This is a genomic window from Ruegeria sp. H8 (assembly GCF_056532905.1).
Genome location: NZ_JBQFNY010000015.1, coordinates 1 through 13,309 on the forward strand (window position 1 = coordinate 1; position 13,309 = coordinate 13,309).

Sequence of the window (13,309 nt, forward strand, 5' to 3'; positions counted from 1 at the left end):
TCGCAGATCCAATGATCCCGAACGCATGCTCAATCCCGTGCATCTGCAAAACCTTAACAAACGCCTCTTCCGTCGTCATCTTCATCTGAGTGCTCTCCAACCAAGAGTGAGTGAAACCGGGCACTGTGCCCGGCGTTTGATATGGTTTTGGCGCAAGGGTGCGACCTGCGTTAGGGCCAAAACGAAAGCCGGATTAGGTCCAGATGAGGCTCAAACGGCCCGAATTGCGTCTGCGATCAGTTTCACGCCCGGCGCGATGCGGTCAGTTGGAATTGAGGAATAGCCCAAGCGGTAGAAATTTTGCGGCCTGTCCGGCCCCGAGAAGAATGGTGCGCCGGGCTCGATGTGAACACTCTGGTTTTGCAGCCTTAATGCCAGTTGAGTTGTGTCGATGTGTTCAGGGGCTGACATCCACATTGAAGAGCCGCCAATCACACCCCGTCCAGCCACGGTCAGCCCACTTTCCGCGATGGCTTCGTCCATCGCGTCGCGCCGTTCTTGCAAGGCCTTCGACATACGCCGAATTTGCGCGTCGTAATGGCCCAACGACAGGAAATACGCCGCCGTGCGCTGAATGTGGCCTGGCGGGTGGCGCAGAACCAAGGAGCGCAGCGCGCGCGCCTCGCGGATAAAGGGCTCTGAGCCGACCATGTATCCAAGTCGCAATCCTGGAAACAGCGACTTGGAAAAACTGCCGACATAAATCACGCGCCCATCCCGATCCATGGATTTCAGCGCCGGCGAAGGGGCGCCTCGGAAGGCCATTTCAAACTCATAGTCATCCTCGACAACCATCGCATCCAGATCGCGTGCTCGGTTCAGCAATTGGTTGCGGCGGTCGATCGGCATCGTTGCGGTTGTCGGGCTTTGATGGCTGGGGGTGGTAAAGATGACGTCCGCTTCGTCGGGAATCGCCTCTGGAGGCAAACCGTCCCTGTCCACGCTCAAGGGCGTGACCGCGCAATCCCAATGGTTCAGAAGGCTTCGCAGTGCATAGTAACATGGGTCTTCTATGACGGCCGTGCGATTGTGGGTCAGCAAGATGCGCGATGCCAGCCAGAGCGCGTTCTGCGCGCCCAGAGTGATCAGGATCTCTTCGGGGCGGGCTGCGATGCCACGGCGAGGTAGAGTGTGACGGGCAATAAATTCGATCAACAACGGATCATCCTGATCCACGTAATCTCCGGTCAGCGAATCGAAATCCTTGTGTCCCAACGCGCGGACGGCGCATAACCTCCAGTTGGCGTGGTCAAACAAGGTTCGGTCAGCCTGCCCGTAGATGAACGGATAACGGTACTCTCGCCAGTCGCTGGGTTTTGGCAGAACGTCACTGTCCAGAAAGCGGCGCGCCAGTGCATTGTCCCAGTCAACGGATTCTGTGCCGCGCTGGACAGGCGAATACTTGGGGGGGACAGGTGCGTTTTGCGAAACGTAATACCCGGACCGCCCCTTTGCCGTCAGATAGTCATTGGCCAAAAGTTCGGTGTAGGCCAACGTCACCGTTATTCGGCTGACACCCAGATGCGCGGCCAGTTTGCGTGACGAAGGGAGTTTTTCTCCGACGTGAAAGCGACCGGACAAGATGCCTTCGGCAATCATCTGCTGGATCTGGGCCTGCAATGTGCCCTGACCATTGAGCTCAAGAAAGAATGTATCGACCGAAATCCCCATGCCTGCTTATAGGGTGGACTTAAGGTCGGGGCAATCTGGACTTACATCGCAGTCACGAAATTTTGTCGGCGGGGTTGACCGGCGAGTTCCTTTGGACTAAATAACTAGAAATCTAGTTTAATGGAGATAGTGGATGTGGGAAGCTGCTGCGGCCGGATTTTCTGCCATGGGCTCTGAAGCTCGGCTGAAAGTCCTCAAGACGCTGGTCCGGGCTGGCAAAGCCGGATTGACCGTTGGCGAGATACAGGACCGGACAGGGATTGCCCCGTCGACCCTGGCCCATCACCTGCGGTTTCTTGCAGCCGGTGGTGTGGTCGAACAGGAAAAGGTCGGTCGAACCACGATCAACCGCGCCAATTACGACGAATTGAGAAATCTGGCGCAATTCATTCTCAGCGAGTGCTGCGCTGACGAAGTTGGAAAGGCTGCGAACGATGGCTGAATTGACACAGAACCCGCGCATGACTGCCAAAGTGGCGCTGGACCTGATCAAGACACCCTGGACGCTGATCGTCGTCATTCTGGCGGCGGTGGCAATCCTGGATCCCGGAAACTTGCCCGAGGTGGTGACATTTGCAGCCAAGGCTCTGGCGCATACAGGGCAGTATATTCTGTTTGCAGTGCTTCTGCTGTCTTACCTCAAGGCGACCGGCGCAGAGGTGATGGTGGCGCGTGCCTTTGAGGGGCGCGAAACCCGGATGATCTTTCTGGCTGCCTTGTTCGGTGGTCTTGCACCGTTCTGTTCTTGCGAGGTTATCCCCTTCATTGCGGGTCTTCTGGCCCTTGGTGCTCCTTTGTCCGCAGTCATGGCGTTCTGGCTCAGCTCACCTTTGATCGATCCGCCGACGCTTTTGATTACCGCCGGTGCGCTGGGATGGCCCTTTGCCATCGGCAAGGCTGTTGCGGCGGTTGCGCTTGGCCTGTTCGGCGGGTTCGCGGTTCGGTTGCTGATGCGCAACGGCGCGTTTGCCCAGCCCTTGCGCGAATACAAGCCCGCCGGGTGCTGCGGATGTGGTCCGAAAACGGATGACAAACCGGTCTGGAAATTCTGGCAGGAGCCCGAGCGTCGCGCCCGGTTCCGTTCGGAATTCGTGCACAACGGTCTGTTCCTGTTGAAATGGCTTGCGCTGGCTTATGTCCTCGAGGCGCTTTTGGTCAACTATGTCCCCGCCGACCTGATCGCAGGCTTGGTTGGCGGAGAAGGCGTGCTGCCGATCGTCGTTGCTGCGCTGGTGGGTATGCCGGCATACCTGAACTCCTACGTGGCGCCGCCTTTGCTGGCAGGGTTGATGGAGCAAGGTATGACAGCGGGTGCGGCCATGTCGTTCATGGTTGCCGGTGCCGTCAGTTCCATCCCGGCGATGGCTGCAGTCTGGTCATTGGTCAAACCACGTGTCTTTGCAACCTATCTGACCCTGGGGGTCGGTGGCGCAATCGTGGCTGGTATCATCTTTCAATTGGTTTGAACGCAAAAGCCGCCCGGTGTCACATCGGGCGGCTTTTATCCGTTCGGTTCCGTCGATCAACTACCGTCGCACAGACGTGGCAGTTTGAACCGGTATCGGGCTTCTCCGCTTTCGACGTAAACGCGTTTTTCGATACAGGCCGTCGTGCCCAATGTCTGCGAAATCTGCGCATCTGTGGACGTAATCGATGTGGCGGACCCATCAGGCAAGCGGACCGATGCCACGACGCCGTTTTTCAGATCTCCGTTCACCGGAGTTGCAGACAGAACCGGGACGGTCAGAAATGCCTCATGCTCGTGTTCGCCTTCATCCCCCAGCAGAAACAATGTCGTGACGATGGCAATCATGACAACGCCGCCGGCCAGACCAAGCCCCCACGTTTTCAGAAAGGCATAAATCGTGACGGCGCGGTGCGGGCCAAATACCGCAGATAGAACGTTCAGCATGGCAAGTCCGTGAAAAAAGCCCCAGCCGTCATGGCCGAGGCTGTTTGCGCGTTACGGGCGAAGATCGTCTTCGTCTTCGTCATCCGCCCCACCCTTGGGCAGGTTGAAAAAGCTGTCTGCGTCGATGATCGGTTCGTCTTCTTTCTCTTCCGACGGCTCGTCGGACAGCGAGAAGGTTTCCAGACCTTCTATTGCGGTCGGGATTTTCGGCGCTGCGTCCATTTCCAGCGACTGCTCGGTCGAGACCAGCTTGCGACGCTCGTCATCGCTCATCACGCCGCCTTCAGCTGCTTTCTTGGCCGCCGCTTTCTGCACGGCGGTGTCCAGTTCGGACTGTTTGCACAGACCCAGAGCAACAGGATCAATCGGCTGCATGTTGGCGATGTTCCAATGCGTGCGTTCGCGGATCGACTGGATGGTGGGTTTGGTGGTGCCCACCAGCTTGGCAATCTGGCCGTCGCTGAGTTCCGGGTGGAACTTGACCAGCCACAGGATCGAGTTCGGACGGTCCTGACGTTTCGAAAGCGGCGTGTAACGCGGGCCACGGCGCTTTTCCTCGCCGGCGGCCGATGGGTTGAACTTGAGCTTCAGCTTATGAAGCGGGTTGTTCTGTGCCGCGTCGATTTCTTCCTGGGTCAGCTGGTTGTTGGCGATCGGGTCAAAGCCCTTGACGCCGGCGGCGACGTCGCCATCAGCGATACCCTGCACTTCCAACTCGTGCATTCCTACGAAATCCGCGATCTGCTTGAAGCTGATCGTGGTGTTGTCCACCAGCCATACGGCGGTTGCCTTGGCCATAAGCGGTTTTGCCATCAGCCCGTCTCCTATGCATACATCTGTCCCGTCGCCGGAATTCGGCGGCCCCTTGGTTTTGGGGCAGGTTTCCGTTGTCGGGGAACTTCGCCCGTATATAGTCGCGCAAAGGCAAGAAGGGAAGAGGCGAATGCGCCAAGGGATTACGGGGCTGGTTTTGTGGGTCTTGAGCGCGGTCGCTGCGCTGGCCGAGGGCGAAAAGGCGGGCGAGTTCGATTACTACGTGCTGTCTCTCAGCTGGTCGCCGAACTGGTGCGCCCGCGAAGGTGACGCGCGCGGCTCGGATCAATGTGACGATCGGCATGATCACGGCTGGATACTGCACGGGTTATGGCCACAGTTCCATCAGGGCTGGCCGTCCTACTGTCGTACCCCCGAAAGCCCACCTTCGCGACGCATGACGCGGGAAACGGAGGATATTCAGGGCAGTTCCGGCCTTGCTTGGCATCAATGGAAGAAACACGGTACGTGCTCGGGATTGTCGGCATCCGACTACTTTGCCTTGTCGCGGCGGGCTTATGAAGAGGTCAGGCGCCCTGAGGTGTTCCGCAATCTGGATTCATCCGTCAAACTGCCGGCTTCGGTGGTCGAGGAGGCATTCCTGAAGGCCAACCCGGAGTTGGAGCGCGACATGATCACGATCACCTGCAAACAGGGCTATATCGAAGAAGTCCGCCTGTGCCTGTCCCGCGATCTTGATCCCGTACCCTGTGGCCGCGACGTGATCCGTGACTGCACGGCAAAGGACGCCCTGTTCGATCCGATTCGTTAAAGCTTTTTGTTCTGGCAGTCCCGCGCATAGTCCAGCGCCTTGGCGGTCCCTTTTAGGTCAATGGCCATCACCACCTCACCTGCCGGATTGTAGACCGTCATTGTCTTGTTCTGAGCGATGGCGTTCACAAAGCTCCGGTCGGTGAAAAACACGGTTGCGCCCGGCACGTCGCGTTCGTTGAACCCGATGGCCGTCGCATCATAGCTTTTGCCGTCCAGATCAAAGCGGATCGGATAACTCTCACCCTGTTTGATGTCGCCCCATGCCTTGTTGTACACGGCGAAATACCCACGATTGCCCAGCGCGTCATAGCCCAGCCGCACCACCGAGAGATCCTGATACACCGTCTGGATCAGGCACCCGTTGCCAAGCGCTGGGTCCATCATGATGTTCCAACCTTCGACAAAGCCCTTGTCCACAAGGTCCTGCGACAGGGCGGCGGTTGCAGTGAACGTGGCGAAGGCGAGGGCGAGAAGGCGGGCCATAACGTATTCCAATCAAAGGGATCAAGTCCGAGGCATTCTACTACGCGCGCACGGAAGGCAAAGCCCCTTTTGCTTTGTAGCGAGTATTTTGTCTCCGGGTCATGACCCATGCAGCGGGGTGAACCCTGCTATGAAGGCTTGGGAAGCAACTTGAAAACTAATCGCTGTCCAATAGTTTTACGTCTTAGCAGATTAAGGAGTCTTCTATGTCTCAGTTTCCAAGGACTTTTTCACATATCGGGTTGTCCGTTCCAAACGTGGACGAAGCCGTGAAGTTCTATTCCGAAGTCTTGGGTTTTTACGTCATCATGCCGCCCACCGACGTGGTCGAGGATGACTCGGATATTGGCGTTATGTGCACGGATGTTTTTGGCCCGGACTGGAGGAAGCTGCGTATCGCGCATCTCGCGACAGCGGACAGGATTGGAATTGAACTCTTCGAGTTTGACGGGAATTACGTGCCTGAAAACAACATCGATTTCCGCAGAAATGGCACGTTTCACTTTTGCATTCAGGACCCTGACGTCGAAGGTCTGGTCGAAAAGATTGTGCAGGCTGGTGGAAAACAGAGGATGCCGATACGGCACTACTATCCCGGAGAAAAGCCTTACCGAATGGTCTATGTTGAAGACCCCTTTGGTATCGTATTCGAAATCTACAGCCACTCGTATGAGCTGACCTACTCGTCTGGCGCATATACCTGAAGCCCGTGAGCCCGCGTTGATACGTGCTGGGGCGATGGCGCAGTTATCGCCCTGATCCTCTGAGGTTAGCTAGATTTCCTTCCGCGCCCGCAGCGCGGCCGTGATCGTCCCGTCGTCCAGATAATCCAGTTCGCCGCCAATCGGCACACCCTGCGCCAGCGAAGTCAGGCGCACCTGACCCTCAAGCTGATCGGCGATGTAGTGGGCGGTGGTCTGGCCATCGACGGTGGCGTTCAGCGCCAGGATGACTTCGGAAATCCCTTCGGCCACAACCCGGTCTTTGAGGCGGGGAATGCGCAACTCGTCGGGGCCGATCCCGTCCAGCGCCGACAGCGTCCCGCCCAGAACGTGATAGCGGCCTTTGAACACTCCGGCACGCTCCATCGCCCAGAGGTCGGCCACGTCTTCGACCACGCACAGCTCGCCGGTTGCGCGGGCCTCATCGTTGCAGATGTCACAGATATCGGTGGTGCCCACGTTGCCGCAATTCAGGCATTCGCGGGCGGTGATCGCGACCTGCTGCATGGCATCAGACAGGGGCGTCAGCAGCAGGGCGCGTTTGCGGATCAGATGCAGAACCGCGCGACGGGCCGAGCGCGGGCCCAGGCCCGGCAGTTTGGCCATCAGGTCGATCAGGTTGTCGATGTCGCTGTTCGAACTCATGGCCAATCCTGCTTTGCGCCGGAGGGAGCCTCCGGCGGGAGTATTTCAGAAAAGATGAAGCTCAGAACGGCAGCTTGATGTCTGCGGGCAAGCCCATGCTTTCGGTCAGCTTGGCCATTTCTTCCTGCGAACGTTCGGTTGCCTTGGTCTGCGCATCCTTGATGGCGGCCAGGATCAGGTCTTCGACCACTTCCTTGTCATCGCCGTTGAAGATGGACGGGTCGATATCCAGACCTTTGAGTTCACCCTTGGCTGTCGCCGTTGCCTTGACCAGCCCTGCACCGGATTCGCCGACAACCATCATGTTGTTCAGCTCTTCCTGCATCTCGGTCATCTTGGTTTGCAGGTCCTGCGCGGATTTCATCATCTTGGCCATGTCGCCCAGACCGCCAAGCCCGCCGAGTCCTTTCAGCATAGTATTCTCCTGTGTCTCCGTTTGCGCTCTAGATACGGGCAGCAGCCACATGGCACAAGGGTTCTCCCGCCGGTCGGAGGCTCTATCGTTCCGGCCGACATGTTGATCGGCGCAGGCGTCAGCAGGATCGTGCCGCCCGTCTGCGACGCCATATTCGCCTGCAGGTCCGAAAAGCCTAGATCGTCCTTGGCGCGCATATGGCCTGCTGCCGAGACTGATCACACAGGGCAAAGAAAATCTGGACGTGGTTCGAATGGCTACGCGGCATCCGGATCAGAAGTGTCACGGGCCGCCTACCGCTGGCCGGTGTCGCAACAAACGATCTGAGACATGCAGGCGGATGTGTTCGATTGAAACTTCGTTCAGCTTCGTTTGAAACAGGGGGTGACGGGCGGCGGGGTTAGTCTTCCTCGAACGGGTCCCACTCGTCTTCCACCTCGGGAAGCGCTTCGGTCTCGACCTTGGCGGCGCGTTGCTCCGGCGTTTCGATCCTGGTGATTTTCGCCTTTGGAAATTGCGCCAGTACCGCCTGCACCAACGGGTGTTTTTCGGCCTCGGATTTCAGTGCCAGCTCGGCCTCGTCCCGTATTTCTGCAATTGTGGGGGCTTCTCCGTCCGAGACGATCGAGACAGCCCACCGATTTCCTGTCCAGCGTTGCAAGGCTGAGCCCAGTCGTGGCGCCAGATCTGCCGGTGCCTGGGCGGCGGGCGTAAATTCGATTCGTCCGGGTTGATAGGAGACGAGGCGCACGCCGTTTTCCACCTCGACCAGCAACTTCACGTCGCGATTGGTCCGGATCAGTTCCACCACGTGGTCGAAGGTCGGGTACCGGGCAAGAGCCGTCTGGGCATCCTGCGCCAGGGCTGCAACCGGTGCGCCACCGGAACCGCGAGGGGACGGCGCATAGGCAGGTGGATGGGCCGCGCCAGCCGGCGCCGGACCGGTGCCCGGTCGGGATATCGAAACGCCGCCATTGGGCCCGCCCGGCGGCGGTGGCGGGGCATCTTGCAACCGTTTGATCAGCTCTTCGGGGCTGGGCAAATCCGCCACATGGGTCAGGCGAATAACGGCCATTTCAGCGGCCATCATGGCGTTGGGGGCAGCCGAGACTTCCTCGAGCGCCTTCAGCAGCATTTGCCACATCCGGGTCAGAACCCGCATCGGCAGAGCCTCGGCCATGTGTTGGCCCCGGGTCCGTTCGTCCGGAGAAACCGTCGGGTCCTGCGCCGCGTCAGGCGTGATCTTCACTACGGACACCCAATGCGTGATCTCGGCCAGATCGCGCAGCACCGCCAGCGGGTCTGCGCCTTCGGCGTATTGGCCGCTCAACTCGGTAAGTGCTCCGGCGGCATCACCGCGCAGGATCATATTCATAAGGTCCAGAACCCGGCCACGGTCTGCCAGTCCAAGCATTGCACGGACCTGATCGGCGGTCGTCTCGCCAGCCCCGTGCGAAATCGCCTGATCCAGCAACGAGGTCGCATCCCGGGCCGATCCTTCCGCTGCTCGGGTGATCAGCGCCAGCGCGTCTTCGGCGATCTGGGCGTTTTCCGCTTCGGCGATCTTGCGCAGCAGGCCAATCATGTCTTCGGGTTCGATCCGGCGCAGGTCGAAACGCTGGCAGCGGGACAGCACGGTGACAGGCACTTTGCGGATTTCAGTGGTTGCAAAGATGAACTTCACATGCGCGGGCGGTTCTTCCAACGTCTTGAGCAGCGCGTTGAACGCGCTGGTCGAGAGCATATGAACCTCGTCGATGATATAAATCTTGTAACGCGCGCTGGCGGCGCGATAGCGGACACTGTCGATGATCTCGCGGATGTCGTTGACGCCCGTACGGCTGGCGGCGTCCATCTCCATCACGTCGACATGGCGGCCCTCCATGATGGCGACACAATGTTCACACTGACCGCAGGGCTCGGTCGTGGGGCCACCGGTTCCGTCGGGTCCGATGCAGTTCATCCCCTTGGCGATGATCCTTGCGGTCGTGGTTTTGCCGGTGCCGCGAATGCCGGTCATGATGAAGGCCTGCGCGATCCGGTCGGCCGCGAACGCGTTTTTCAGGGTGCGCACCATGGCATCCTGACCCACCAGATCGGCAAAGGTTTCCGGGCGATATTTGCGGGCGAGAACCTGATAGGCGGGGCTGGAGCTGTCTGTCATGTCTTCTCGTTGGGATTCGGTGCTTGGGCACAGCGTAGTGGCCACCGTTGCCCGCGTCCACAGCGGGGCGCGATGATTTTTGATTTAGAAACGAGTCGCTTTCGCACTAGACTGCATCAGCGGATTTAACGGCTCATTTTTGTAAAGAGTTCTTTGGGGAGGACAGGATTCATGTCGCAGTTGGTGATCTACGCCCTGCAAGTCGGTGGCGGAACGCTGGCACTGACCTCGATGCCCGGACGCGGCGGAGATTACTCCAGCGATCTGGATATGATCGCAGCCTGGCAGCCGGGGCTTGTTGTTTCGATGACGACGGATGTCGAAATGCTTCAGGACGGGGCGCAGGAATTTGGCAGCGATATTCAAAGCCGCGCCAGCCGATGGGTTCACCTGCCGATCGAAGATTTCGGAGCGCCGACAAAAGCGATTGATGACGCGTGGCCGTCCGTCAGCGCCGCGGCCCGGCACGCGCTGTCCGGCGGAGGTCGCGTATTGGTGCACTGCCGCGGGGGATGTGGCAGGTCAGGTATGGTTGTCCTGCGGCTGATGGTCGAATGCGGCGAACGCGCGGACATGGCGCTGCAACGATTGCGGGCGGTGCGCCCTTGCGCCGTCGAAACGGATGCGCAACTGGCCTGGGCCTCTCGGCGCGCCCAGGCACAGGTCAGTCTGGATTCAGATTGAAATCTGCGCGGGCGCGCAAACAGGTTTCCGAGGCCGGATCGTGGAAACTTCGATCATCGCGCAGGGTGGGGGATTCACGACGCCGGATGGCATCGCACTGAACGTGTTTCCGAAGATCAGGTCGGCATAGCCGTTCAGCGGCTCAATCGCGGTTTCGGGCTGCGTGCCGCAAAAGACACGAAGGCTGTCTGATCGCGCGCGGAAAATTGCATGACATCCTTCGGTGCAATGTGACAGCTCGCTGCTGCCCTCAATCTCGAAATCGTCACTTGTGGCCGAGGTCGCCTGGGCCATGGCTTCGGATATCGAGCGCGCCAGCCGCGCCAAAGCGGGGCAGGTTTTGCCCGTCCGCTGACATACTGTCGCACTGAATTCATGTGTTTTTGTCTTCCAGATCATCCTGCGCCCTCCGCGCTTGGTGGACAGGATATTTGAGACAGGTGGGACATCGTGATGCCGTCAGGACCTGCCCGGACACCCCGCCCGAGTTTCGGTTTCGTTTCCGATGGCAGGTCTCCTGACTTGCGGGTCATCGCTTTGCCGACCTTCCCAGCCTTCGGGGCCAGTGGTGTTTCGGCATCGCTTACCGCTTACAGTTGCGGGGGCAGTCGCGGATTTGGTTGTTGCCTGTTTGACCAGACATTACCGCACCGTGTTCCCTTTTCATCCCGACCCCTTGTGGAGGCCGGAAACCATCACACAACCGCTAGCGTTTGAGCACGCATCGAGTCAAGCCGATCTTTTGACCGGACGCTTGGTCATGCTGGATACGGTGTCGGTTCATGCATAGTGTCGAGGGCGTTGAGGTTCGGAAACCGGATTTACCAAGCGCAAAGCCAGAGATCATGTTGGACACAGAGCAAACGGTATTGACCGAAGAGTTTCGCTTTCCGTCCGGGCAGAAAACACTGTCTGCCCGATTGTACAGCCCGCTGACCTCGCCCGAAATCGTCGTCGTGCTGAACAGTGCAACGGGTGTGCCGCGCGATTATTACCGTCATTTCGCACGATGGCTTGCTGCCGAGCAGGGTATGGCCTGCCTGACCTATGACTATCGCGATTACGGGCATTCCTTGACTGGCCGCCTGAAAGAATCGCGTGCGACCATGGCGGATTGGGCCTTGATCGACATGCCCGCGGCACGGGCGGAAATGCGCAGACGGTTTCCCGATTCGCAGCATTGGACCATCGGTCATTCGATCGGCGCGATGTTGGGGCCTGTGCAGCCGGATATCGATCTGATTGACCGGATGATCTGTGTTTGTTCGGGGCTGGTAACCGTAAGCGACCACCCGTGGCCCTATCGGGGTTTGGCAGGATTGTTCTGGTATGGTCATGCCCCGCTTTTGGCCCGAGCCCTTGGCTACCTTCCCGGAAAGGCGATCGGGTTCGGCTCGGATCTGCCGGCATCGGTCTATTGGCAGTGGCGCAAATGGTGTACCGCAACTTTGAATTATGTGCCTGAAATCGGGCATGAGTTACCTGCGGCGCAGTGGAAGGATTCTGGAACGCCCGTGGATTTGTTCACCTTCGAGGACGACCAGATGGTGCCGCCGGACGCGGTTTGGCGGCTTGCGGATCTTTACGGCCCCGATGCCAACCGCCACCTGCTGAACCCTGCCGATTTCGGGTTGTCCGAGGTTGGTCATATCGGAGCATTTGCCCGGCGCAATGCAGCGGTTTGGCCGCGACTGATCGCTTGATCAGACGCGGCGCAGAACGGGCCAGGCCCCGACCCGCCATCACCGGTTGCGAAGTTTCTTTTCCTTCATGACACCACGGACCATCTTGCCGAACGCTTTGTCCCGCGCCCGGGACTGCGCGACGGTCTCAGAATTGCGCTGATCTTCGCGCCGAAGCTTGCGCCACCGGTCCAATCGAGCCGGATCAAGCATGCCGTGGCTTATTGCCTTTTGCACGGCACATCCGGGCTCGGAGCTGTGCTGGCAATCCGAAAAACGGCAGTCCCGGCTCAACTCGGCAAGGTCCGAGAAAACGTCGTCGATCCCGTCCTGAGCGTCCAGCAGGCGCAACGCGCGCATTCCGGGTGTATCGATCAACCAGCCGCCGTTGCGCATCCGGTGCAATGCGCGTGCGGTCGTCGTGTGTCGGCCCCGCGCGTCATCCTCGCGAATGTCCGAGGTGGCAAGATCCTGATCGGTCATGGTATTGGCAAGTGTCGTCTTGCCAACGCCCGACGAACCAACCAGCGCTCCGGTCTGGCTTTTTGGGCACCAGGACAGCACCTTTTCAATCTCTGCCGGGTCCAGCGCGTTGATCGCCAGAACCGTCAGGAACGGGTCCAGTGATTGCACCTGTCCCGAGAAACTGTCAGGGTCCGCCGATTTGTCGGCCTTTGTCAGAACAACGACCGGGTAACACCCGGCCTGATACGCAAGCGCCAAATACCGTTCCAGCCGGGGCAGGTTGAAATCGGCATTGCACGAGCTGACGATGAACAGCACATCGACATTGGCTGCGATCAGTTGCGTCGCGGCGCATGTACCGGCGGCGCGTCGGTGCAGCAGGCTGCGCCGGTCGAGCAAATGGCGCACGCGTTTGTCGTCATCGGTGAGAACCCAATCGCCAACGGCATAGCTGCCGGTCGTTTGATCGGGGGTCAGCAACGGGACTTCGCCGTCAGGGTTCAGCCCGATCAGGCGGTCCCGATGAACGGAAGTGATGCGAAAAGGTGTGCAGGTAGGATAAGCCGCGTGTTGCGCAGCAAAGTGAGAGGACCATCCCAGGTCCGAAAGTGCAAGAAACATTGGTTTGCCTGTCGTCAGAAACAGCACTCCCGACGGATGGCGATCGCTCATCCCCGGGTCATGTGTTCAGGCAGTCAGTCGATACCGAGAGGTCAGAACCGTGCTGCCCGAAGGGTCTTTGCTACAATCATAAAGCCCTCCTGCGGCCAAGGTTCGTAAAGTGAGAGGTTGGACATCGACCCAAGCGGGGCTCGTTGTGGCTGCTTCCTTCCGGACCTGACCAGGTTGGCGAGGCGCTCGCCCGCGCCAACCTCTCGA

The 13,309-nt window shown here is 59.2% G+C and carries 15 protein-coding genes, 1 other RNA gene and 1 riboswitch; of the genes, 6 read left to right on the plus strand and 10 right to left on the minus strand.

What is annotated here, in order from left to right:
• Positions 1-210 precede the first annotated feature (210 nt).
• Positions 211-1,671 carry a MocR-like pyridoxine biosynthesis transcription factor PdxR gene (gene pdxR, locus ACR0A2_RS21040; protein ID WP_480837119.1) on the minus strand — a complete coding sequence of 487 codons (1,461 nt, stop codon included), beginning with the start codon at positions 1,669-1,671 and terminating at the stop codon, positions 211-213.
• 133 nt (positions 1,672-1,804) lie between these two features.
• Between pdxR and ACR0A2_RS21045 the strand changes: the two genes are divergently transcribed.
• Both ACR0A2_RS21045 and ACR0A2_RS21050 read left to right on the plus strand, forming a co-directional pair.
• Positions 1,805-2,113: an ArsR/SmtB family transcription factor gene (locus ACR0A2_RS21045; protein ID WP_171207031.1), complete on the plus strand. Its 309-nt coding sequence runs from the start codon at positions 1,805-1,807 to the stop codon at positions 2,111-2,113.
• The gene (locus ACR0A2_RS21050) at positions 2,106-3,137 is read left to right on the plus strand and encodes a permease (protein WP_171642646.1); all 1,032 of its coding nucleotides are present in this window, start codon (positions 2,106-2,108) and stop codon (positions 3,135-3,137) included. The genes ACR0A2_RS21045 and ACR0A2_RS21050 overlap by 8 nt, the downstream gene beginning before the upstream one ends.
• 56 nt (positions 3,138-3,193) lie before the next feature.
• On the opposite strand, the gene ACR0A2_RS21055 is transcribed toward ACR0A2_RS21050, so the two are convergent.
• Both ACR0A2_RS21055 and ACR0A2_RS21060 read right to left on the minus strand, forming a co-directional pair.
• Positions 3,194-3,583 (minus strand): hypothetical protein, encoded by a 390-nt coding sequence (locus ACR0A2_RS21055; RefSeq protein ID WP_480837121.1) that lies wholly within the window; start codon positions 3,581-3,583, stop codon positions 3,194-3,196.
• A 51-nt stretch (positions 3,584-3,634) separates the two neighbouring features.
• On the minus strand, positions 3,635-4,396 hold the full coding sequence (locus ACR0A2_RS21060; RefSeq protein ID WP_152459211.1) for a DUF1013 domain-containing protein: 762 nt from the start codon (positions 4,394-4,396) through the stop codon (positions 3,635-3,637).
• Positions 4,397-4,526: 130 nt separating this feature from the next.
• On the opposite strand from ACR0A2_RS21060, the gene ACR0A2_RS21065 reads away from it, so the two are divergent.
• Positions 4,527-5,168 carry a ribonuclease T2 family protein gene (locus ACR0A2_RS21065; protein ID WP_480837123.1) on the plus strand — a complete coding sequence of 214 codons (642 nt, stop codon included), beginning with the start codon at positions 4,527-4,529 and terminating at the stop codon, positions 5,166-5,168.
• Here the strand turns inward: ACR0A2_RS21065 and ACR0A2_RS21070 are convergent.
• Complete coding sequence (locus ACR0A2_RS21070) at positions 5,165-5,653, minus strand: hypothetical protein (protein ID WP_152459209.1); 489 nt, start codon at positions 5,651-5,653, stop codon at positions 5,165-5,167. The genes ACR0A2_RS21065 and ACR0A2_RS21070 overlap by 4 nt on opposite strands.
• A gap of 206 nt (positions 5,654-5,859) precedes the next feature.
• On the opposite strand from ACR0A2_RS21070, the gene ACR0A2_RS21075 reads away from it, so the two are divergent.
• The gene (locus tag ACR0A2_RS21075) at positions 5,860-6,357 is read left to right on the plus strand and encodes a lactoylglutathione lyase family protein (protein WP_480837126.1); all 498 of its coding nucleotides are present in this window, start codon (positions 5,860-5,862) and stop codon (positions 6,355-6,357) included.
• Between the two features lie 69 nt (positions 6,358-6,426).
• Here ACR0A2_RS21075 and recR read toward each other — a convergent pair whose 3' ends face one another.
• The 3 genes from recR to ACR0A2_RS21090 all read right to left on the minus strand — a co-directional run bounded on the left by recR (position 6,427) and on the right by ACR0A2_RS21090 (position 9,599).
• Positions 6,427-7,020, minus strand: coding sequence for a recombination mediator RecR (gene recR, locus ACR0A2_RS21080; protein ID WP_171617208.1), 594 nt, complete (start codon positions 7,018-7,020; stop codon positions 6,427-6,429).
• A 61-nt stretch (positions 7,021-7,081) separates the two neighbouring features.
• Complete coding sequence (locus tag ACR0A2_RS21085) at positions 7,082-7,435, minus strand: YbaB/EbfC family nucleoid-associated protein (RefSeq protein ID WP_152459206.1); 354 nt, start codon at positions 7,433-7,435, stop codon at positions 7,082-7,084.
• A 400-nt stretch (positions 7,436-7,835) separates the two neighbouring features.
• Entirely contained in the window at positions 7,836-9,599 is a 1,764-nt protein-coding gene (locus tag ACR0A2_RS21090) for a DNA polymerase III subunit gamma/tau (protein ID WP_480837128.1), read from the minus strand.
• A 171-nt stretch (positions 9,600-9,770) separates the two neighbouring features.
• Between ACR0A2_RS21090 and ACR0A2_RS21095 the strand changes: the two genes are divergently transcribed.
• Positions 9,771-10,283 carry a protein-tyrosine phosphatase family protein gene (locus ACR0A2_RS21095; RefSeq protein ID WP_480837130.1) on the plus strand — a complete coding sequence of 171 codons (513 nt, stop codon included), beginning with the start codon at positions 9,771-9,773 and terminating at the stop codon, positions 10,281-10,283.
• Here the strand turns inward: ACR0A2_RS21095 and ACR0A2_RS21100 are convergent.
• Positions 10,275-10,682 carry a hypothetical protein gene (locus tag ACR0A2_RS21100; RefSeq protein ID WP_480837132.1) on the minus strand — a complete coding sequence of 136 codons (408 nt, stop codon included), beginning with the start codon at positions 10,680-10,682 and terminating at the stop codon, positions 10,275-10,277. The two genes, ACR0A2_RS21095 and ACR0A2_RS21100, sit on opposite strands and share 9 nt — an antisense overlap.
• A gap of 91 nt (positions 10,683-10,773) precedes the next feature.
• Positions 10,774-10,995: riboswitch (cobalamin riboswitch) on the minus strand.
• 133 nt (positions 10,996-11,128) lie between these two features.
• Between ACR0A2_RS21100 and ACR0A2_RS21105 the strand changes: the two genes are divergently transcribed.
• Positions 11,129-11,986 carry an alpha/beta hydrolase family protein gene (locus ACR0A2_RS21105; protein WP_480837133.1) on the plus strand — a complete coding sequence of 286 codons (858 nt, stop codon included), beginning with the start codon at positions 11,129-11,131 and terminating at the stop codon, positions 11,984-11,986.
• 39 nt (positions 11,987-12,025) lie between these two features.
• Here ACR0A2_RS21105 and rsgA read toward each other — a convergent pair whose 3' ends face one another.
• Both rsgA and ffs read right to left on the minus strand, forming a co-directional pair.
• On the minus strand, positions 12,026-13,051 hold the full coding sequence (gene rsgA / locus ACR0A2_RS21110; RefSeq protein WP_480837135.1) for a ribosome small subunit-dependent GTPase A: 1,026 nt from the start codon (positions 13,049-13,051) through the stop codon (positions 12,026-12,028).
• Between the two features lie 158 nt (positions 13,052-13,209).
• An RNA gene (ffs, locus tag ACR0A2_RS21115) (signal recognition particle sRNA small type) lies at positions 13,210-13,308 on the minus strand.
• Between the last annotated feature and the right edge of the window lies 1 nt (position 13,309).

Bases quoted from the DNA above. Each gene is read 5' to 3' on its own strand.
- recR (WP_171617208.1), bottom strand. From the start codon at position 7,020: ATGAGTTCGAACAGCGACATCGACAACCTGATCGACCTGATGGCCAAA.
- pdxR (WP_480837119.1), bottom strand. From the start codon at position 1,671: ATGGGGATTTCGGTCGATACATTCTTTCTTGAGCTCAATGGTCAGGGC.
- ACR0A2_RS21085 (WP_152459206.1), bottom strand. From the start codon at position 7,435: ATGCTGAAAGGACTCGGCGGGCTTGGCGGTCTGGGCGACATGGCCAAG.
- ACR0A2_RS21100 (WP_480837132.1), bottom strand. From the start codon at position 10,682: ATGATCTGGAAGACAAAAACACATGAATTCAGTGCGACAGTATGTCAG.
- ACR0A2_RS21060 (WP_152459211.1), bottom strand. From the start codon at position 4,396: ATGGCAAAACCGCTTATGGCCAAGGCAACCGCCGTATGGCTGGTGGAC.
- ACR0A2_RS21090 (WP_480837128.1), bottom strand. From the start codon at position 9,599: ATGACAGACAGCTCCAGCCCCGCCTATCAGGTTCTCGCCCGCAAATAT.
- ACR0A2_RS21095 (WP_480837130.1), top strand. From the start codon at position 9,771: ATGTCGCAGTTGGTGATCTACGCCCTGCAAGTCGGTGGCGGAACGCTG.
- ACR0A2_RS21050 (WP_171642646.1), top strand. From the start codon at position 2,106: ATGGCTGAATTGACACAGAACCCGCGCATGACTGCCAAAGTGGCGCTG.
- ACR0A2_RS21075 (WP_480837126.1), top strand. From the start codon at position 5,860: ATGTCTCAGTTTCCAAGGACTTTTTCACATATCGGGTTGTCCGTTCCA.
- ACR0A2_RS21055 (WP_480837121.1), bottom strand. From the start codon at position 3,583: ATGCTGAACGTTCTATCTGCGGTATTTGGCCCGCACCGCGCCGTCACG.
- ACR0A2_RS21065 (WP_480837123.1), top strand. From the start codon at position 4,527: ATGCGCCAAGGGATTACGGGGCTGGTTTTGTGGGTCTTGAGCGCGGTC.
- rsgA (WP_480837135.1), bottom strand. From the start codon at position 13,051: ATGTTTCTTGCACTTTCGGACCTGGGATGGTCCTCTCACTTTGCTGCG.
- ACR0A2_RS21045 (WP_171207031.1), top strand. From the start codon at position 1,805: ATGTGGGAAGCTGCTGCGGCCGGATTTTCTGCCATGGGCTCTGAAGCT.
- ACR0A2_RS21105 (WP_480837133.1), top strand. From the start codon at position 11,129: ATGTTGGACACAGAGCAAACGGTATTGACCGAAGAGTTTCGCTTTCCG.
- ACR0A2_RS21070 (WP_152459209.1), bottom strand. From the start codon at position 5,653: ATGGCCCGCCTTCTCGCCCTCGCCTTCGCCACGTTCACTGCAACCGCC.